The sequence below is a fragment of the Pseudomonas entomophila genome, assembly GCF_029193575.1.
Taxonomy (GTDB): Bacteria; Pseudomonadota; Gammaproteobacteria; order Pseudomonadales; family Pseudomonadaceae; genus Aquipseudomonas; species Aquipseudomonas entomophila_G.
In genome coordinates this window covers 41,157-60,477 of the sequence record NZ_JARGCS010000025.1, presented here as the reverse complement: position 1 = coordinate 60,477, position 19,321 = coordinate 41,157, and the positions used below count along the sequence as shown (strand labels likewise).

Annotated in this window: 20 protein-coding genes; 8 read left to right on the top strand and 12 right to left on the bottom strand. The window is 65.0% G+C overall.

Features of this window, described 5'->3' with window-relative positions; translation table 11 throughout:
- Window positions 1-37 precede the first annotated feature (37 nt).
- The gene (locus P0Y43_RS12540; protein WP_275637584.1) at window positions 38-736 is read right to left on the bottom strand and encodes a DUF998 domain-containing protein; all 699 of its coding nucleotides are present in this window, start codon (window positions 734-736) and stop codon (window positions 38-40) included.
- Between the two features lie 124 nt (window positions 737-860).
- Window positions 861-1,679 (bottom strand): helix-turn-helix domain-containing protein, encoded by an 819-nt coding sequence (locus tag P0Y43_RS12535; RefSeq protein WP_275637583.1) that lies wholly within the window; start codon window positions 1,677-1,679, stop codon window positions 861-863.
- Between the two features lie 108 nt (window positions 1,680-1,787).
- Between P0Y43_RS12535 and P0Y43_RS12530 the strand changes: the two genes are divergently transcribed.
- Genes P0Y43_RS12530 through P0Y43_RS12520 form a run of 3 tightly spaced genes read left to right on the top strand, consistent with a single transcriptional unit; the run spans window position 1,788 to window position 2,756 of the window.
- The gene (locus P0Y43_RS12530) at window positions 1,788-2,102 is read left to right on the top strand and encodes a DUF2834 domain-containing protein (protein WP_275637582.1); all 315 of its coding nucleotides are present in this window, start codon (window positions 1,788-1,790) and stop codon (window positions 2,100-2,102) included.
- Entirely contained in the window at window positions 2,099-2,527 is a 429-nt protein-coding gene (locus P0Y43_RS12525) for an MAPEG family protein (RefSeq protein ID WP_275637581.1), read from the top strand. The genes P0Y43_RS12530 and P0Y43_RS12525 overlap by 4 nt, the downstream gene beginning before the upstream one ends.
- Before the next feature lie 4 nt (window positions 2,528-2,531).
- The gene (locus P0Y43_RS12520; RefSeq protein WP_275637580.1) at window positions 2,532-2,756 is read left to right on the top strand and encodes a hypothetical protein; all 225 of its coding nucleotides are present in this window, start codon (window positions 2,532-2,534) and stop codon (window positions 2,754-2,756) included.
- 93 nt (window positions 2,757-2,849) lie between these two features.
- Here the strand turns inward: P0Y43_RS12520 and P0Y43_RS12515 are convergent, their stop codons facing one another.
- The 9 genes from P0Y43_RS12515 to gloB form a co-directional block, all read right to left on the bottom strand.
- A complete protein-coding gene (locus P0Y43_RS12515) occupies window positions 2,850-3,119 on the bottom strand; it encodes a DUF3077 domain-containing protein (protein WP_275637579.1) in 270 nt (89 codons plus the stop codon).
- Window positions 3,120-3,210: 91 nt separating this feature from the next.
- On the bottom strand, window positions 3,211-3,453 hold the full coding sequence (locus P0Y43_RS12510; protein WP_275637578.1) for a hypothetical protein: 243 nt from the start codon (window positions 3,451-3,453) through the stop codon (window positions 3,211-3,213).
- Between the two features lie 376 nt (window positions 3,454-3,829).
- Window positions 3,830-5,440 (bottom strand): ABC transporter ATP-binding protein, encoded by a 1,611-nt coding sequence (locus P0Y43_RS12505; protein WP_275637577.1) that lies wholly within the window; start codon window positions 5,438-5,440, stop codon window positions 3,830-3,832.
- 1 nt (window position 5,441) lies between these two features.
- Window positions 5,442-6,461 carry an ABC transporter permease gene (locus P0Y43_RS12500; protein WP_275637576.1) on the bottom strand — a complete coding sequence of 340 codons (1,020 nt, stop codon included), beginning with the start codon at window positions 6,459-6,461 and terminating at the stop codon, window positions 5,442-5,444.
- A gap of 1 nt (window position 6,462) precedes the next feature.
- Entirely contained in the window at window positions 6,463-7,536 is a 1,074-nt protein-coding gene (locus P0Y43_RS12495) for a microcin C ABC transporter permease YejB (RefSeq protein WP_275637575.1), read from the bottom strand.
- A 1-nt stretch (window position 7,537) separates the two neighbouring features.
- A complete protein-coding gene (locus P0Y43_RS12490; protein WP_275637574.1) occupies window positions 7,538-9,373 on the bottom strand; it encodes an extracellular solute-binding protein in 1,836 nt (611 codons plus the stop codon).
- Window positions 9,370-11,199 carry an extracellular solute-binding protein gene (locus P0Y43_RS12485; protein WP_275637573.1) on the bottom strand — a complete coding sequence of 610 codons (1,830 nt, stop codon included), beginning with the start codon at window positions 11,197-11,199 and terminating at the stop codon, window positions 9,370-9,372. Before P0Y43_RS12485 ends, P0Y43_RS12490 begins: the two co-directional genes overlap by 4 nt.
- A 180-nt stretch (window positions 11,200-11,379) precedes the next feature.
- A complete protein-coding gene (locus P0Y43_RS12480) occupies window positions 11,380-12,810 on the bottom strand; it encodes a lytic transglycosylase domain-containing protein (protein ID WP_275637572.1) in 1,431 nt (476 codons plus the stop codon).
- 100 nt (window positions 12,811-12,910) lie between these two features.
- The gene (gloB, locus tag P0Y43_RS12475; RefSeq protein ID WP_275637597.1) at window positions 12,911-13,690 is read right to left on the bottom strand and encodes a hydroxyacylglutathione hydrolase; all 780 of its coding nucleotides are present in this window, start codon (window positions 13,688-13,690) and stop codon (window positions 12,911-12,913) included.
- Window positions 13,691-13,776: 86 nt separating this feature from the next.
- Between gloB and P0Y43_RS12470 the strand changes: the two genes are divergently transcribed.
- The 4 genes from P0Y43_RS12470 to P0Y43_RS12455 all read left to right on the top strand — a co-directional run bounded on the left by P0Y43_RS12470 (window position 13,777) and on the right by P0Y43_RS12455 (window position 18,303).
- On the top strand, window positions 13,777-14,535 hold the full coding sequence (locus tag P0Y43_RS12470) for a methyltransferase domain-containing protein (RefSeq protein ID WP_275637571.1): 759 nt from the start codon (window positions 13,777-13,779) through the stop codon (window positions 14,533-14,535).
- Between the two features lie 42 nt (window positions 14,536-14,577).
- A complete protein-coding gene (gene rnhA / locus P0Y43_RS12465) occupies window positions 14,578-15,024 on the top strand; it encodes a ribonuclease HI (RefSeq protein WP_275637570.1) in 447 nt (148 codons plus the stop codon).
- Window positions 15,025-15,123: 99 nt separating this feature from the next.
- Window positions 15,124-15,876 (top strand): DNA polymerase III subunit epsilon, encoded by a 753-nt coding sequence (dnaQ, locus tag P0Y43_RS12460; RefSeq protein ID WP_275637569.1) that lies wholly within the window; start codon window positions 15,124-15,126, stop codon window positions 15,874-15,876.
- 165 nt (window positions 15,877-16,041) lie between these two features.
- On the top strand, window positions 16,042-18,303 hold the full coding sequence (locus tag P0Y43_RS12455) for an Orn/Lys/Arg decarboxylase N-terminal domain-containing protein (RefSeq protein WP_275637568.1): 2,262 nt from the start codon (window positions 16,042-16,044) through the stop codon (window positions 18,301-18,303).
- Here the strand turns inward: P0Y43_RS12455 and P0Y43_RS12450 are convergent.
- The gene (locus P0Y43_RS12450) at window positions 18,287-18,505 is read right to left on the bottom strand and encodes a hypothetical protein (RefSeq protein WP_275637567.1); all 219 of its coding nucleotides are present in this window, start codon (window positions 18,503-18,505) and stop codon (window positions 18,287-18,289) included. The genes P0Y43_RS12455 and P0Y43_RS12450 overlap by 17 nt on opposite strands.
- A gap of 157 nt (window positions 18,506-18,662) precedes the next feature.
- On the opposite strand from P0Y43_RS12450, the gene P0Y43_RS12445 reads away from it, so the two are divergent.
- The gene (locus P0Y43_RS12445; protein WP_275637566.1) at window positions 18,663-19,220 is read left to right on the top strand and encodes an NADPH-dependent FMN reductase; all 558 of its coding nucleotides are present in this window, start codon (window positions 18,663-18,665) and stop codon (window positions 19,218-19,220) included.
- The last annotated feature ends 101 nt before the right edge of the window (window positions 19,221-19,321 follow it).

Below are 19,321 nucleotides of genomic sequence, written 5' to 3'. Positions count from 1 at the left end.
CGCTGCGACAGGAACAGGCCTAATCCGATTTTTTGTTTCAGATTGGAGGTGGGGGAGTGTCTCGATTTTGTTGTTGTGTCAGTGCCGGCCCTATCGCGCCACTCCCGTGCCAGGCGCCTCTACCGCCCAAGCTGAACACTGCAAGCCCGGCGATCCATACGACCGAAACGGTGTAGTTCAGCCGTTGATACGCACCGAACAGCTGCCCATCGGCCATTGCCCTCGCCATCATCGCAACCGTAGCGATAGACAGGACCACACATGCCACCGAGAACAGCCCGAAAGCACGAGACGCCAGCATTCGTTTCCCCAACAATCCCCACAGCGCGCATGCCACCGTCACCGAGACGAACATCACCCACCCGGCAAGGTTGTGGAGCTGTTGCGAGGCGCTGGGTTGTGCTGGCGCGCATCCCTGGTCGCAGGCGAAGTATCCGGTGGCGAAGCTCGCCAGGCCGTGTAGCAGGATCAGCGCTGCACTCAGCAGGGCCAAGGGCGAGTCTGCGAAGCGCCGCGCCACGCCAAGCGCGAAGAGCACGAACAGGACGCCCAGCGGGTAGTTGTTGACCCAGGCGGAAAAGCCGTGGGTGGGAGCGCCCACGGCCCCTAGTTGGCTCATGGCCTGTTCCAGGTGGCTATAACCCGGGTATGCCAGCGCAGTCAGTGCGACGCCGGTGCACAGCCACAGTGGAATCACTAGGCCCAGGGCAAGTAAAGCGCGGTCGAGGGTATTCATGTTGATCACGTCCTTGTCGTGGCAGGGCGCGCGCAGTCGTTGGCGAAACGGCCGCCTGCGCTTGTTCAGTCCTTGAAGAGGGGCCAGTCTAACCGCCTCGCCTGGGCAATGCTTAGCCACAGGCTCACCCGTGCGCTGCCAGCCATTGCTCATAAGCCGCCGCCATCGTCCGCCAGGTTTGATCGTCAGCCGGAACCAGGTGCTCGATCCGCAACGAAGCCACCGTGATGTCCAACGGCATGCCGAAGGTGGTGAAGGTCGACAGAAACTTCAATTCACCTTCTCTGGTACGCACGCGGGTCACCACCACAGGGGATGGCGGCAGGTCCAGCGGCAGGGTGGGCGTGGCTGGCAACCCTTGCAGCCGCTGGGCCAGCGCCGGGTTACCCAGCGCCTCCCTGGCCGCACGCTGCCAGGCGATCGCGCGGATTTCGTCGGCATTGACCAGGTGATCCCCCAGCCCACCGGGGCGCAGCAGTGTGTCCAGCAGGTTCAGCCTCGACTGGCCAACGGCCGGTACGCCCGCCAGGGCGAACAACAGGCCTGCGCTGGTGTTGGCGGCGGTGATGTCCCAATCGCTGCTGATGACGATGGCCGGCGCGGGGTTGTTGGCCCGCAGGATGTGTTCCAGCGCACCCTGCACCATCTTCAGCGCAGGCGCGTCTGGGGCGCATGCGCTGTAGCGTGGTGCGAAGCCTGCGGCGAGGAACACCTCGTTGCACTGCTCGAGCGGTGCGTCCAGGGCCTGGAGCAGGGCATGCAGGGTGCTTGGGCTGGCCTTGGCGCGGCCGGTTTCCACACAGCTCAGGTGACGTTGCGAAATGCCGGCGAGCAATGCCAGGTCGAGCTGGCTGAGCCCAGCTTGGCGGCGAAGGCGGCGCAGGTGGTTGCCGGCGCTGGCGTGGACGGGTGGGTGGGCGGGGTGGAAGGAGGGCGGGCTCATGCTTCGACTCTGGCTGTCCTTGGGTGAAGCGTCCATGACCTGTGAGGTCATTGAGGCGGGGACGACTCTAGCACTACCGTGGGCAAACGACCTGCCCAGGAGCGCATGATGAAAGCCGAGCATGTGGCGTTACCCGTTTTGTTGATCTTCTCGCTGTATACCGGCTGGACGATGACCATTGCCCAACAGTCACTGGTCGCGTTCGGCCTGGCGCTGATGGCACGGCCCGACACGGCGCAAGTGGTGATCGACCTGTATGTCATGGCGGTGCTGGCCTGTGTGTGGATGGCCAACGACCACCGCGCACGCGGCGGCACATGGTTGGGCGTGGTGCCCTACCTGCTGGTGACTGCGGTATTCGTTTCGGTGGGGCCGCTGCTGTACATCGTGGTCAAGGGGTTTGCGGCAAGGCGTGCGGGATGAGCAGCGCACTGTCGGTGTATGCCTGCTGCGTGGTGGTGCTGTTTGGCAAGATGTTGGCGATCTCCTGCTACCAGGGTTATTACCGACTGCGCTTCCTGACGTTCATGAACCCGGAGGATGCTGCTGTGTTCAAGCGGCCGGCCCACCCTACGGAAAGGCCAGAGGTGGCCCGCGCCGAGCAGGCCTGGCGCAATGACCTGGAGAACATCCCGATGTTCGTCGCGCTGGCCGGGTTGGCTGTCGCGCTGGAGGCGCCTGCGGGCGTGACCTTGTGCCTGAGCGTTGTGTTCACCGCTGCCCGGTTGGTGCATACCTTGACCTACCTGGCCCGTCTGCAGCCGTGGCGGACGTTGAGTTATGCCGTAGGCGTGCTGTGTGTGCTGGGGCTTGCGGGGGTGGTCATTGGGTGTGTGGTTGCGGGGTAAAGGCATGAGCGGGTTTGGGCGCAGCCCGTGCCATGATGGCCGTGTCTCGCGCGCCGAACTGCTGGCCGTGGCGCCGGGCGCCAATGCCGAGTTCGAGGCGATCGATGCCGACCACGACGGTTACCTGTCCGAGGCCGAGACCTACGAGTTCCGCAAGTACCAGTTCGATGCCAACGGCAAGCCGTTCCCGACCGACCTATACAGCCGCCTGAGCCAGGCCAAGAAGTAACGCTCGTCGATGCCCTTCCCTGGGCTGGGGAAGGGCAGTCTTACCCCTGTGGGCTTGCCCCGCGATCACGGTCTTCGCCCGTGCCATTCACCCTCAATGCATCATCCCCAGCTCGGCATCATCCATCAGCGCCTTGGCCAGCGCGCTCAGGTAATGCGAGGCCCACACCAGCTGTGGGTTGTCCTCCATCACGCCGAGGATGGTCAGCTCACGCACATACCCCATCAACTCCGATGCCTGCTCACGTGCATGCTGGCAGGGTATGCCCGGCTCGATGCAAAACAATGGATACGTCTGGTTCGGGCCTTGGTAGAACTTGGTTTTCCCTGGTGTCAGGTGGGGCTTGGTGTCGTCTGTGCTCATCGTTTGATCTCCCTGAAATGTTCGCGGTCTGTTCCGGCGCTCTCGCGGGCTTGCCCCGCGATAGCGCCGGAACAGACAACCCATGACGCGCCTAATGCTGCGTCCGTTGCCCCTGCGGCATCTGCACCTGGATCAACGCCGACTCCAGCAGCACACGCAAGGCCTCCATCTCATGCATCGAGGCCAGGACTAAAAGCGAGGCGGGGGATTTGGGCTGTAGCAGAGCAGCCTGATAGGCCACGGCTTGTGCGCACAAGGCGTATTCGGTGGCCTGGATGAGGGTTTCTTCGAGGGCGTGGTGATTGTGGGGTGGGTCGGGGACGATTTTTAGCATGACAGCTCCTGTATTCCTTGGAGGGCTGCCTCCACGACCTGCTGTCAAACAGGTGGGTGGCAGCTGTGCATGGGTTGACAGACCGGCGGAATACAGGAAGACCGGCGCACGCGAGCGTGCCCCATGCACAGCCACCATTTAGGCCATGCAATGCCCCATATTCCCGTGCGGCCCGTCAAAGCCGGTCGCTGTGTTCAGCGACCCACCGAGACTAGAGCGCCCCCAGAGCAGTCGCAACGGAAAAAAGGCGGCAGGAGTATGTTTGGGAAATGGACTACAAGAAAGGGGTTAATTCTGAGTTTTTGGCGCCGTTCGGTTGCCGGTTCCAATCCACGATTCGCGGCTGGCCCCCGCCGTCCGCGATCGCGGAAATGCCCTAGGTATTGGCCTCCACCTCCAGGAACGCCGCCTCCAACAACTGCCGCGTATACGGATGCTGCGGCGCGTGGAAGATCCCCTGCGCGTCCCCTTGTTCCACCACATGCCCATGCTTGATCACCATCAACTGGTGACTCAACGCCTTCACCACCGCCAAGTCATGGCTGATGAACAGGTACGTCAGGTTGTACTTGCGCTGCAACGAGCGCAGCAACTCCACCACTTGCCGCTGCACCGTGCGGTCCAGCGCCGATGTCGGCTCATCCAGCAAGATCAACGCCGGCTTCAACACCAACGCCCGCGCAATCGCGATGCGCTGGCGCTGCCCGCCAGAGAATTCATGCGGGTACCGGTGCCGCGTGCGCGGGTCCAGCCCCACTTCCTCCAGCGCCGCGATAATCGCCTTCTCCTGCTCCTCGGGCGTGCCGATCCGGTGAATCCGCAACCCTTCGCCGACGATATCGTGCACGCACATCCGCGGGCTCAGGCTGCCGAACGGGTCTTGGAACACCACCTGCATTTCCCGGCGCAACGGCCGCACCTGCTTCTGGTTCAGCCCTTCGAGGTCCTGCCCATGGAAGCGGATGCCGCCCTGGCTGGAAATCAAGCGCAGAATCGCCAGCCCCAGGGTCGACTTGCCCGACCCGCTTTCACCGACGATCCCCAGCGTCTGCCCCTGGGGCAGGCTGAAGTTGATGCCATCCACCGCCTTCACATGGTCGACGGTACGGCGCAGCAAGCCCTTCTTGATCGGGAACCACACCCGCAGGTCATTCACCTCCAGCAACGGCGCGCCCACGCTGTTGTCCGCCGGCAAGCCGCTGGGCTCGGCGTTGATCAGCATCTGCGTATAGGGGTGCTTGGGCTGCTTGAACAGGGTGGCGCAGTCGGCCTGCTCGACGATCTTCCCGCACTGCATCACGCACACGCGGTGGGCGATGCGCCGCACCAGGTTGAGGTCGTGGCTGATCAGCAGCAGCGCCATGCCCAAGCGCGCCTGCAGCGACTTGAGCAGGTCGAGGATCTTCAACTGCACGGTCACGTCGAGCGCGGTGGTGGGCTCGTCGGCGATCAGCAGCTCGGGCTCGTTGGCCAGGGCCATGGCGATCATCACCCGCTGGCGCTGGCCGCCGGAAAGTTCGTGGGGCAGGGCCTTGAGGCGTTTCTTTGGCTCAGGGATGCCGACCAGCTCCAGCAACTCCAGGGTGCGGGCGGTGGCGGCCTTGCCGGTGAGGCCCTTGTGCAGCAGGAGGATTTCGTTGATCTGCTTCTCGATGCAATGCAGCGGGTTCAGCGAGGTCATCGGCTCCTGGAAGATCATCGCGATGCGGTTGCCGCGAATGCGCTGCATGGGCTTCTCGCCCAGGTGCAGCAGGTCCTTGCCGTCGTACTGGATGGTGCCGCTAGGGTGGCGCGCCAGGGGGTAGGGCAGCAGGCGCAGGATCGAGTGGGCGGTGACCGACTTGCCCGAGCCGCTCTCGCCGACCAAGGCCAGGGTCTCGCCCTTGCGGATGTCGAAGCTGATGCCGTCGACCACGCGGTTGACCTGCTCGCCCGTGACGAACTCCACCGCCAGGTCGCGGACTTCGATCAAAGTGTCTTGGCTCATGTCATTTCCTCGGGTCGAAGGCATCGCGGGCGGATTCGCCGATGAACACCAGCAGGCTCAGCATCACCGCGAGCACGGCGAAGGCGCTGATGCCCAGCCAGGGGGCTTGCAGGTTGGCCTTGCCCTGGGCGACCAGCTCGCCCAGCGACGGCGAGCCGGCGGGCAGGCCGAAGCCGAGGAAGTCCAGGGCGGTGAGGGTGCCGATGGCGCCGGTCAGGATGAACGGCATGAAGGTCATGGTCGAGATCATCGCGTTGGGCAGGATGTGCCGGTACATGATCGGGCCGTTGCGCATGCCCAGGGCGCGGGCGGCGCGCACGTACTCGAGGTTGCGCCCGCGCAGGAACTCGGCGCGCACCACATCCACCAGGCTCATCCACGAGAACAGCAGCATCATGCCCAGCAACCACCAGAAGTTCGGCTGCACGAAGCTGGCGAGGATGATCAGCAGGTACAGCACCGGCAGGCCCGACCAGATCTCCAGGAAGCGCTGGCCGGCGAGGTCCACCCAGCCGCCGTAGAAGCCCTGCAGGGCGCCAGCGATGACGCCGACGATGGAACTGAGCACGGTCAGCGTCAGGGCGAACAACACCGAGACGCGGAAGCCGTAGATCACTCGGGCCAGCACGTCGCGGCCCTGGTCGTCGGTGCCGAGCAGATTGTCTGCCGAGGGCGGCGCGGGGGCGGGCACCTTGAGGTCGTAGTTGATGCTTTGGTAGCTGTACGGGATCGGCGCCCACAGCACGAAGCTGTCCTTGCTGGCCAGCAGCTCGCGGATGTACGGGCTCTTGTAGTTGGCCTCCAGCGGGAACTCGCCGCCGAAGGTGGTCTCGGGGTAGCGCTTGAACGCCGGGAAGTACCACTCGCCGTCGTAGCGCACGGCAATCGGCTTGTCGTTGGCGATCAGTTCGGCGCCCAGGCTCAGGCCGAACAGCACCAGGAAGATCCACAGCGACCACCAGCCACGGCGGTTGGCCTTGAAGCGCTCGAAGCGCCGGCGGTTCAGGGGAGAGAGGGCCATGTCAGTGCTCCCGGCTGGCGAAGTCGATACGCGGGTCGACCAAGGTGTAGGTGAGGTCGCCGATCAGTTTCACCACCAGCCCCAACAGGGTGAAGATGAACAAGGTGCCGAACACCACCGGGTAGTCGCGGTTGATCGCCGCTTCGAAGCTCATCAGGCCCAGGCCGTCGAGCGAGAAGATCACCTCGATGAGCAGGGAGCCGGTGAAGAAGATGCCGATGAACGCCGAGGGGAAGCCGGCGATCACCAGCAGCATGGCGTTGCGGAACACATGGCCGTACAGCACCCGTGGCCGGCTCAGGCCCTTGGCCTTGGCGGTGACCACGTACTGCTTGTTGATCTCGTCGAGGAAGCTGTTCTTGGTCAGCAGGGTCATGGTGGCGAAGTTGCCGATCACCAGCGCGGTGATCGGCAGCACCAGGTGCCAGAAGTAGTCCAGCACCTTGCCGGTGGTCGACAGCTCCTCGAAGTTGTTCGAGGTCAGGCCCCTCAGCGGGAACCAGTCGAAGTAGCTGCCGCCGGCGAACAGCACGATCAGCAGAATGGCGAACAGGAACGCGGGAATGGCATAGCCGACGATGATCGCCGAGCTGGTCCAGACGTCGAAGTGGCTGCCATGGCGCACCGCCTTGGCGATGCCCAGCGGGATCGACACCAGGTACATGATCAGCGTGCTCCACAGCCCCAGGGAGATCGACACGGGCAGCTTTTCGGCGATCAGGTCGATGACCTGGGCGTCACGGAAGAAGCTGTTGCCGAAATCCAGCTGGGCGTAGTTCTTGACCATGATCCACAAGCGCTCCGGCGCCGACTTGTCGAAACCGTACATGCGCTCGATCTCGGCGATCAGGGCCGGGTCCAGGCCCTGGGCGCCGCGGTAGTTGGAGCCGGCCACCGAGACCTCGGCGCCGCCGCCGGCGATGCGGCTGGTGGCGCCCTCGAAGCCTTCGAGCTTGGCGATCATCTGCTCCACCGGCCCGCCGGGGGCGGCCTGGATGATGACGAAGTTGATGATCAGGATGCCGAACAGGGTGGGAATGATCAGCAGCAGGCGCCGCAGGATATAGGCCAGCATGTCAGTTCCCCTCGTCCACGAGTGGCGCGGGCCGCTCGCTCACCGCCGGGGTGACGTCGGGCTTGATCCACCAGGTGTTCACGCCGATGTCGTACTTGGGCGAGACCTTGGGGTGGCCGAGGTGGTTCCAGTAGGCCACGCGCCAGGTCTTGATGTGCCAGTTGGGGATCACGTAGTAGCCCCACAGCAGCACGCGGTCGAGGGCGCGGGTGTGGGCCACCAGGCTCTGGCGCGAGTCGGCGTTGATCAGCGCCTCCACCAGTTGGTCGACGGCCGGGTCGCGCAGGCCCATGTAGTTGCGGCTGCCGGACTTGTCGGCGGCGGCGGTGGTCCAGAACTCGCGTTGCTCGTTGCCGGGCGAGTTGGACTGCGGGAAGTTGCCGACGATCATGTCGAAGTCGCGCGAGCGCAGGCGGGTGATGTACTGCGACACGTCGACCCGGCGCAGGGTCAGGTCGATGCCGAGGTCGGCGAGGTTGCGCTTGAACGGCAGCAGGATGCGCTCGAACTCGGTCTGCGCCAGCAGGAACTCGATCGACACCGGCTTGCCCTGGGTGTCGACCATCTTGTCGTCGACGATCTTCCAGCCAGCTTCCTGCAGCAGCTTGTAGGCCTTGCGCTGCTGGTCGCGGATCATGCCGCTGGCATCGGTGACGGGGTTGCGGAATTCCTCGTTGAACACCTGCTCGGGGACCTTGCCGCGCAGCGGTTCGAGGATCTTCAGCTCATCGGCCGTGGGCAGGCCGGTGGCGGCCATCTCGGAGTTTTCGAAGTAGCTGTCGGTGCGCGTGTAGGCACCGTTGAACAGCTGCTTGTTGGTCCACTCGTAGTCCAGCAGCAGGCTCAGCGCCTCGCGCACGCGCACGTCCTGGAACAGCGGGCGGCGCAGGTTGAAGATGAAACCCTGCATGCCGGTGGGGTTGCCGTTGGCGATCTCTTCCTTGATCAACCGGCCTTCGCGCACGGCCGGCACGTTGTAGGCGTTGGCCCAGTTCTTCGCGGCCATTTCCTGCCAGAAGTCGAACTGCCCCGCCTTGAGTGCTTCGAGGGCGACGGTGTTGTCGCGGAAGGCGTCGTAGCTCATGACATCGAAGTTGTACATGCCGCGGTTGATCGGCAGGTCCTTGGCCCAGTAGTCCTTGACCCGCTCGAAGCGGATCGAGCGGCCGGCCTTGACGTCGGCGATGCGGTAGGGGCCGCTGCCCAGCGGCACTTCCAGGTTGCCGCGGGTGAAGTCGCGGCCCTCCCACCAGTGCTTGGGCAGCACCGGCAGTTGGCCGAGGATCAGCGGCAGCTCGCGGTTGTTCTTGTGCTTGAACGTGAACCGCACGGTCAGTGGGGTCTCGGCGACCACTTCGGCGACGTCGCCGTAGTAGCCACGGTACAGCGGGGCGCCTTTCTCCATGAGGGTGTTGAAGGTGAACACCACGTCGTCGGCGCGCATCGGGTGGCCGTCGTGGAAGCGTGCCTCGGGGCGCAGGTAGAAGCGTACCCAGCTGTTGTCGGGGGCCTTTTCGATCTTGCCGGCGACCAAGCCGTACTCGGTGAACGGCTCATCGAGGCTCTGGCGCATCAGCGTGTCGTAGATCAGGCCGATGTCGTCGGGGGGCACGCCTTTGCTGATGAAGGGGTTGAGGCTGTCGAAGCCGCCGAACAGTGACTGGCGGAACGTGCCGCCCTTGGGGGCGTCGGGGTTGACGTAGTCGAAGTGCTTGAAGGTCGCCGGGTACTTGGGCGGCTCGTCGTAGAGGGTCAGGGCGTGTTGCGGCGCGGCCAGCGCGGGCAGGCTCAGGCAGGCGAGCAACAGGCCGTAGGCCAGGCGGTGCATCGGCATCATTTGGCTTTCTCCGAAGTCTTTAGCCACCAGCTGTTCAGGCCCAGTGTATAGGGCGGCGTGGTGACGAAGGCGAACCGGTTGCGGTAGGCCAGGCGGTGATTGTCGAGGTACCAGTTGGGGATCATGTAGTAGTGCCACGACAGCACCCGGTCGAGGGCACGGGCGGCGGCGACCTGGTCGTCGCGGGTGCGGGCGGCGAGCAGGGTGTCGAGCAGGTGGTCGACCACCGGGTCCTTGACCCCGGCGTAGTTCTTGCTGCCCTTGACCCCGGCCTGGCTGGAGTGGAAATACAGCCACTGTTCCAGGCCCGGGCTCAGGGTCTGGTTCAGGGTAATGAGGATCATGTCGAAATCGAACTGGTCCAGCCGTTGTTTGTACTGGGCGCGGTCGACGGTGCGCAGGCGTGCGTCGATGCCGACGCTGGCGAGGTTTTCGACATAGGGCTGGAGGATGCGTTCCAGGTTCGGGTTGACCAACAACAGCTCCAGGCGCAATTGGCGGCCCTTGGCGTCGACCAGGCGTTGGCCGTCGAGCTTCCAGCCGGCCTGGGCGAACAGCGCCAGGGCCTGGCGCAGGGTCTGGCGGTCGATGCCGCGTCCGTCGGTCTGGCTGACGCTGTACGGCTCGGTGAACAGCTCGGCGGGCAGCTGTTCGCGCAACGGCGCCAGCAGCAGCCATTCCTTGCCGGTGGGCAGGCCGCTGGCGGTGAACTCGCTGTTGGGGTAGTAGCTGGTGGTGCGGCGGTAGGCGCTGCTGAACAGCGCACGGTTGGTCCACTCGAAGTCGAGCAGCAGGCCGAGCGCCTGGCGCACCTTCGGCTCGGCGAAGGTGGCACGGCGGGTGTTCATGAACAGGCCCTGGGTCTGGGTGGGGATGCGGTGCGGGATCTGCGCCTTGATCACCTCGCCACGGCGCACCGCCGGGAAGTTGTAGCCGTTGGCCCAGTTCTTGGCCTGGTGCTCGATATAGATGTCGAACTCACCGGCCTTGAACGCTTCGAAGGCCACCACGGCGTCGCGGTAGAACTCGTATTCGACGCGGTCGTAGTTGTACTTGCCGCGATTCACCGCCAGGTCCTTGCCCCAGTAGTGCTTCACCCGCTCGAACACCACGCGCCGGCCGGGCTGCACCTCGGTGATGCGGTAGGGGCCGCTGCCCAGCGGCGGCTCGAAGGTGGTGGCCTTGAAGTCGCGGCCTTGCCAGTAGTGCTTGGGCAATACCGGCATCTCGCCCAGGCGCAGGATCAGCAGCGGGTTGCCGGCGCGCTTGAAGACGAAGCGGATACGCAGTGGGCCGAGGATGTCGACGCGCTGCACTTCCTGCAGGTTGGTGCGGTAGATCGGGTGGCCTTCCTTGAGCAGGGTGCGGTAGGAGAAGGCGACGTCGGCCGAGGTGATCGGGTGGCCGTCGTGGAAGCGCGCTTCCGGGCGCAGGTTGAACACCACCCAGCTGCGGTCTTCGCTGTATTCCACCGAGCGGGCGATCAGGCCATAGCTGGAGGTGGACTCGTCACCGGAGGGGTCGTACTGGCCGGTGCCGACCATCAGCGGCTCGTTCAGCTCGCTCACGCCGTACTGCTGGAAGTTGGGCGTGCTGATCGGGCTGCTGCCCTTGAAGGTGTAGGGGTTCAGAGTGTCGAAGGTGCCAAACGCCATGGCCCGCAAGGTGCCGCCTTTGGGCGCTTGCGGGTTGACCCAATCGAAGTGGGTGAAGGTGGCTGGGTACCTGAGCGTGCCGAACTGCGCGTAGCCGTGGCTTTCGCTCACCGTCGCGGCTGCGGGGAAGCTCAAGGCCAGGGTCAGAGACAGGAGGAGGGGTCGTATCAAGTCGGCGATCCGGTCCAGGCGGCATTGGGCTTAGTCCGGGGTACAGTAACAGCTTGTCTGGGATGGAAAAAGGGTACGTGGCGTGGCGGGAAGCGGGTTCGCAAATCATCGCGGGGCCAGCCCGCGCCTACAGGTACAACTGTACTTGCAGGCGCGGGCTGGCCCCGCGATGGAGTCGCCTCAATGCGACAGGTAGACGGTCAGCGTCTGCCCTGGTTTCAGCGCATGGCCACTGCGCGGGTTCCAGCGCTTGAGGTGCTGCATCTCGACGTTGAAGCGCTTGGCCACCAGGTAGTAGGAATCACCCTTGCGCACCTTGTACTGGGTCGAGCGCTGCTTGGCGGCGGCCACCCGGTTGGCCGCCGCGCTCGGCGCATCGCCGCCACGCAGGGCCAGCACCTGGCCGACCTTGAGGCTGCTGCCGGAGAGGCGGTTCCAGCGCTGGATGTCCTTGACCGCCACGCGGTTGGCCTTGGCGATGCTGCCCAGGTTGTCGCCGCGCCTGACCTTGTAGTTGCGTGAAGCGGCCGGGGCCTTGGCTTCGGCCAGGGCGGCCTCGAACACAGCCTTCTTCGGTTGCAGGCTGACCAGCTCCTCGGGCTTGAGGTTGGACAGGCTGCTGGACAGCAACTGCGCCTTGGCGGTCGGCACCAGCAGCTGCTGCGGGCCGTCGACGGTCATGCGTTTCTTGAAGGCGGGGTTGAGCTGGATCAGCTCGTCTTCGTCGATATCGGCCAGCGCCGCGACCCGCGACAGGTCCAGGCGGTCGTTGATCGCGACGGCTTCGAAATAAGGTTCGTTGGCGATCGGGCTGAGGTTCACGCCGTAGGCCTGCGGGGTCATCACCACCTGCGACAGGGCCAGCAGCTTGGGCACATAGTCGCGGGTTTCCTGGGGCAGCGGCAGGTTCCAGTAGTCGGTCGGCAGGCCGAGCCGCTCGTTGCGCTCGATCGCCCGGCTGACGGTGCCTTCGCCAGCGTTGTAGGCGGCCAGGGCCAGCAGCCAGTCGCCGTTGAACATGTCGTGCAGGCGGGTCAGGTAGTCCAGCGCGGCATTGGTCGAGGCGGTGATGTCGCGGCGACCGTCGTAGAAGTTGGTCTGGCGCAGGTTGAAGTGGCGCCCGGTGGACGGGATGAACTGCCACAGGCCGACCGCGTGGGCGCGGGAATAGGCCATCGGGTTGTAGGCGCTCTCGATCGCCGGCAGCAGCGCCAGCTCCAGCGGCATGTCGCGCTCTTCGAGGCGTTCGACGATGTAGTGCAGGTAGAGGCTGCCACGCTCGCCGGCGTTCTCCAGGAACGAGGGGTTGCTGGCGAACCACAGGCGTTGCTGCTCGATGCGCGGGTTGACGTCGATGCTGTCTTGCAGGGCGAAGCCTGAGCGCATGCGTTCCCAGACGTCCTGTGGCGCTTGCTCGACCGGCTTGATCACCAGCGGCGCGGGCTTGTGCTTGATCCGCGCCTGGTAGTTGTGCGCGCGAACGCTTTCGGCATCGTCGAGCTGACGGGTGCTCTGGCAGCCCACCAGGGTGGCGGCCAGGGCCAGCGCACTGATTTGGGCCAGGCGCGTCAGGGCGACGGAGTGAGCGGTTCTGCGGCTACGGGAAGACATCGGCTGAGGGTGGTTTCCGGGCAAAAAATTTCGGCGATTCTAGAAACCGGCCCCGGCCGGGTCAACCTTTGACGTGAACGTGCGATATATCTTGAGGTTATCAGAAGCGGTCTTTCCAAGACCTCAAGGCAGCAAAAACAGCGGCTTGGCTGTCGTTTGAATGCCCCTTCCATTCGTCTGCTTTTTGTTTCACCGATATTTCAGCGGTGCGCAGGAACGGGTTGGTGAGGCGCTCGATGCCGATGGTGGAGGGTAGCGTGATGCGATTATGCTCTCGAGCGTCGGTAACGTCGGCGAAACGCTGGGCAACTTGAGGGTTTTCCGGCTCCACGGCCTTGGCGAATCGCAGGTTGCTCAAGGTGTATTCGTGGGCGCAATACACCTCGGTTTGCGCGGGCAGAGCGGCCAGGCGTTGCAGGGAGGCGTGCATCTGTTCGGGTGTGCCCTCGAACAAGCGGCCACAGCCGGCGGCGAACAGGGTATCGCCACTGAACAGTAGCGGCGTGGGCGATTGCGCAGTGTAATAGGCGATGTGGCCCAGGGTATGGCCGGGCACGGCGAACACCTGGAAGTCCAAGCCCAGCACGCTGATCGTCTGGTCGTCGTCCAGGGCCAGGTCGCGGCAGGGGATGGTTTCACCGGCCGGCCCACAGACCCGTGCGCCGGTCGCCTGTTTCAGGGCCTGCACGCCACCGACATGGTCATTGTGGTGGTGGGTGACGAGGATGTCCTGCAGCACCCAGCCGCGGTTGCTGTCGAGCCACTGGAGCACGGGCGTGGCATCGCCAGGGTCGACCACCGCGCAGCGCTTTTTGGCAGTATCCTGTAACAACCAGATGTAATTGTCGGAAAAAGCGGGGAGGGCATCGATCTGTATCATGGTGCGGATCCGTATCGCCACGCGTGGCACATGAAGGCATCTTAGCCGCGATGGCGCGGCGGGAGAAACCTTCGAGGGAGAGCGCAATGACCGACCAAGCCTTTGCCCAGGCCGACCCCGAGTGGGTCGAGCTGATCCGCCTGGCCCGCGACTGGTTCAGCGGGCCGCTCGGGCAATTGATACTCAAGGAAGAAGAACAACTGCTCGCCGAGGAACTGGGCCGTTTCTTCGGCGGCTTCCTGGTGCACTACGGCCCCTGTGCCGAGGCGCCGCCCCATGCGCCGCAGGTGCAGCGCAACGTGCGCCTGGGCGCACCGCTGCCGGGGGTTGAGATCGTCTGCGAGGAGCAGGCCTGGCCGTTGTCCGAGCACGCCGCCGACGTGGTGGTGTTGCAGCACGGCCTGGACTTCAGCCTGTCGCCCCACGGGCTGTTGCGCGAGGCGGCCAGCGCGGTGCGCCCTGGCGGGCACCTGCTGATCGTCGGCATCAACCCCTGGAGCGGTTGGGGCATGCGTCATTTCTTCGGCCGCGGCGCCTTGCGCAAGGCGCGCTGCATCTCGCCGTCGCGGGTGGGCGACTGGCTCAACCTGTTGGGCTTCGCGCTGGAGAAACGCCGCTTCGGGTGCTATCGTCCGCCGCTTGCCTCGCCGGTCTGGCAACAACGCCTGGCCGGCTGGGAGCGGATGGCCGGGGGCTGGCAAACCGCCGGTGGCGGGGTCTACCTGCTGGTCGCGCGCAAGATGGTGGTGGGGCTGCGGCCGTTGCGCCTGGAGCGCCGCGAGCCGATGGGCAAGCTGCTGCCCTTGCCGCTGGCCAAGGTCAACCGCCGGCCCAGCGAGCCCTGACCCGTCCGCGGTCGATAACCTGCAAGCGAACGAAGGCGGTACATGAGCGAGAGCGTCGAGATCTACACCGATGGTGCCTGCAAGGGCAATCCCGGCCTGGGTGGCTGGGGCGCCCTGATCGTCTACAAAGGCGTCGAAAAGGAATTGTGGGGCGGCGAGCGCGATACCACCAACAATCGCATGGAACTGATGGCGGCCATCTGCGCCCTGATGGCCCTCACGCGTGAGTGCGAGGTGGTGTTGACCACCGATTCCCAGTATGTGATGAAAGGCATCACCGAATGGATGACCAACTGGAAGAAGCGTGGCTGGAAGACCGCCGCCAAGGAGCCGGTGAAGAACGCCGACCTGTGGCAGCAGCTCGATGAGCAGGTCAACCGTCACAAGGTCACCTGGAAGTGGGTGCGTGGGCACATTGGCCATCCGGGCAACGAACGCGCCGACCAGTTGGCCAACCGTGGCGTCGATGAGGTGCGCGGTAAGCGCTGAAGTCGGGCCTTGCGCCACGCCGGGGCTGCTAAGCGGCCCCTTGCGCGCCAGCTGAGGTATACTCCGCCCCTTTCCCCAGATGTCAGTTGGAGCCCCCGCGTGGAGCAGCAGCAGAACACCAGGCTGATCGTCCTCGATACCGAAACCACCGGCATGCCGGTCAGCGAAGGCCACCGGATCATCGAGATCGGTTGCGTCGAGGTCATCGGCCGGCGCCTGACCGGGCGCAACTTCCACGTCTACCTGCAACCGGACCGCGAGAGCGACGAGGGCGCGATCGGCGTGCACGGCATCACCGATGCCTTCCTGGTTGGCAAGCCACGTTTCGGCGATGTGGCCGAGGAATTCTTCGAGTACATCCAGGGCGCGCAGTTGGTCATCCACAACGCGGCGTTCGACGTGGGTTTCATCAACAACGAGTTCGCCCTGCTGGGCCAACACGACCGCGCCGATATCTCCCAGCACTGCACCATCCTCGACACCCTGATGATGGCCAGGGCCCGCCACCCGGGTCAGCGCAACAGCCTCGACGCCTTGTGCAAACGCTACGGCATCGACAACTCCGGCCGTGACCTGCACGGCGCATTGCTCGACTCGGAACTGCTGGCCGACGTCTACCTGGCGATGACCGGCGGCCAGACCAGCCTGTCGCTGGCCGGGCATGGCGGCGAAGAGGAAGGCGGGCCAGGGGGTGGCAGCGAAATCCGACGGATCGTCGGGCGGCAGCCGGGGCCGGTGATCCTGGCCTCGGCCGAGGAACTGGAGGCGCATGCCGAGCGCTTGGCGGCGATTGCCAAGTCGGCAGGGGCGCCGTCGCTGTGGCAGGTGTTGACGGAGCCTTCCGCCAGCTGAGTTCATGGGGCTGTGCCGGCCCTATCGCGGGGCAAGCCCGCTCCTACAAGGGCCTGCATAGAACCTGTAGGAGTGGGCTTGCCCCGCGATAGGACCGGCACAGGCAGCACATCCCCCCGGCAGCTTCTACCCTGAAGGGAACTCCCCGTCCCGCGCAGGCTGCCCATGTACAAGGACCTGAAGTTTCCCATCCTCATCGTCCACCGCGCGATCAAGGCGGACAGCGTCGCGGGCGAGCGTGTGCGCGGCATCGCCGAGGAGCTGGCCCAGGACGGCTTCGCCATCCTCGCCGCCGCCGACCACGCCGAAGCGCGCCTGGTCGCCGCCACCCACCACGGGCTGGCCTGCATGCTGATCGCCGCCGAAGGCGCGGGCGACAACACCCACCTGTTGCAGAACATGGCCGAGCTGATCCGCCTGGCCCGTTTGCGCGCGCCCGACCTGCCGATCTTCGCCCTGGGCGAACAGGTCACCCTGGAAAACGCCCCCGCCGAGGCCATGAGCGAGCTGAACCAACTGCGCGGCATCCTCTACCTGTTCGAAGACACCGTGCCATTCCTCGCCCGTCAGGTGGCACGCGCCGCGCACAATTATCTCGACGGCCTGCTGCCGCCGTTCTTCAAGGCCCTGGTACAGCACACCGCACAGTCGAACTACTCCTGGCATACCCCCGGCCACGGCGGTGGCGTGGCCTATCGCAAGAGCCCGGTGGGCCAGGCCTTCCACCAGTTCTTCGGTGAGAACACGCTGCGCTCGGACCTTTCGGTGTCGGTGCCGGAGCTGGGCTCGCTGCTCGATCACACCGGCCCGCTGGCCGAGGCCGAGGCCCGGGCGGCGCGCAACTTCGGCGCCGACCATACCTTCTTCGTGATCAACGGCACCTCCACGGCCAACAAGATCGTCTGGCACGCCATGGTCGGGCGCGGCGACCTGGTGCTGGTGGACCGCAACTGCCACAAGTCGGTGGTGCACGCGATCATCATGACCGGCGCCATCCCCCTGTACCTGTGTCCGGAGCGCAACGAACTGGGCATCATCGGGCCGATCCCGCTCAGCGAGTTCAGCGCTGAGTCGATCCAGGCGAAGATCCACGCCAACCCCCTGGCCCAGGGGCGCGAGCCGCGCATCCGCCTGGCGGTGGTGACCAACTCGACCTACGATGGCCTGTGCTACCACGCTGGGCTGATCAAGCAAGCCTTGGGCGCCAGCGTCGAGGTGCTGCATTTCGACGAGGCCTGGTTCGCCTACGCCGCCTTCCACGACTTTTTCGCCGACCGCTACGCCATGGGCACGCCGCGTGCAGAAGCCAGCCCGCTGCTGTTCAGCACGCATTCCACGCACAAGCTGCTGGCGGCCTTCAGCCAGGCCTCGATGATCCACGTGCAGGACGGCGCCGGCCGCGCGCTCGACCGCGACCGCTTCAACGAAGCGTTCATGATGCATATCTCCACCTCACCGCAGTACAGCATCCTCGCCTCGCTGGACGTGGCTTCGGCGATGATGGAAGGGCCAGCGGGACGCTCGCTGTTGCAAGAAATGTTCGACGAGGCCCTGAGCTTTCGCCGCGCCCTGGCCAACCTGCGTGAGCACATCGCCGCCGACGACTGGTGGTTCAGCATCTGGCAGCCGCCCGCGGCGGAGGGCATTCACCGCGTGGCCGCGCAGGACTGGCTGCTCGAACCCGGCGCCCAATGGCATGGCTTCGGCGAGGTGACGGCTGACTACGTGTTGCTCGACCCGCTGAAGGTCACCCTGGTGATGCCAGGCCTGACCGCAGACGGGGTGCTGGGCGCGCATGGCATTCCGGCGGCGGTGGTGAGCAAGTTCCTCTGGGAGCGTGGGCTGGTGGTGGAGAAGACCGGCCTGTACAGCTTCCTGGTGCTGTTCTCGATGGGCATCACCAAGGGCAAGTGGAGCACGTTGCTCACCGAGTTGCTGGAGTTCAAGCGCCACTACGATGGCAATACCGCGTTGCCGTTATGCCTGCCCAGCGTGGTGGCGGTGGCACCGTTACGCTATGCCGGGTTGGGCCTGCGCGACTTGTGCGAGCAACTGCACGACTGCTACCGCACCAATGCCACGGCCAAGCAGCTCAAGCGCCTGTTCACACGCTTGCCCGAGGTGGCCATGAGCCCGGCCCAGGCCTATGACCACATGGTGCGGGGGGAGGTGGAGGCGGTGCCGATCGAGCACCTGCTGGGGCGTGTCGCGGCGGTGATGCTGGTGCCGTATCCGCCGGGTATCCCATTGATCATGCCGGGAGAGCGGTTCACCGAGGCCACCCGCTCGATCCTCGACTACTTGGCGTTCGCACGTGCCTTCGACAGCGGCTTCCCGGGGTTCGTCGCCGATGTGCACGGCCTGCAGAGCGAAGGCCACGGGCAGGGGCGGGTGTACACGGTCGACTGCGTCAAGGAATGCGGATGATCTCGACGCCGCTCTGGGCCAGTTCGAAGCGGTCCTCGCCCAAATGGTTGACGCGGTCGCCGATGGCCAGCCGGTAGCTGATGATCGGCGCGCCCAGGGTGCTGCCGTCGGCCTGGAGGGTGGACTCCTGGAACTCATGGACCGGATAGATGCGGCCTTCGGCGTCGCGGGCGTGGAATTGGCCGACCAGTACTGCTGCCATGTAGGTTGAAACCTCTGAAATATGTAGGAAATGTCTGAAGGCATAGACCAGCAAAGCTTGGGGGAAGTTTTCCCCTGCATGGAAAAAAACCTCGGTGCCGAGGAACGGTCATCTATAACTACAACGTCTCTTTTCCCAGCAGAGGTTGCAAAACGCCATGAGCCAGGTCTATTCGGTAGCGGTCGTCGTCGGCAGCTTGCGCAAGGACTCCTACAACCGCAAGGTGGCCCGCGCCTTCAGCGAGCTGGCGCCGTCCAGCCTTGCCCTGAAGATCGTCGAGATCGGCGACCTGCCGTTGTACAACGAGGATATCGAAGCCACTGCGCCGGAGGCGTGGAAGCGTTTTCGCGATGAGATCCGCCGCAGCGACGCGGTGTTGTTCGTGACGCCGGAGTACAACCGTTCGGTGCCAGGGTGCCTTAAGAATGCCATCGACGTGGGGTCGCGGCCGTATGGGCAGAGCGCCTGGGGCGGCAAGCCGACGGCGGTGGCGAGCGTGTCGCCAGGGGCCATCGGTGGCTTTGGTGCCAATCACGCGGTGCGCCAGTCACTGGTATTTCTGGATATGCCGTGCATGCAGATGCCGGAGGCGTATATCGGCGGTGCGGCGACACTGTTCGATGACGGGGGCAAGTTGAATGACAAGACCCGGCCGTTCTTGCAGGCGTTCATCGATCGGTTCGCGGCATGGGTGAAGTTGAATCGCTCGGTTTGAAGGGGGCGGTGTGCGGGCGAATGCCCTCGAGGGGCATGCCCGCGCCTACAGGCCGGCCGGGGGCTACCACGGCTGCTGCGCTGGGTAGCCGAGAGGCGGAG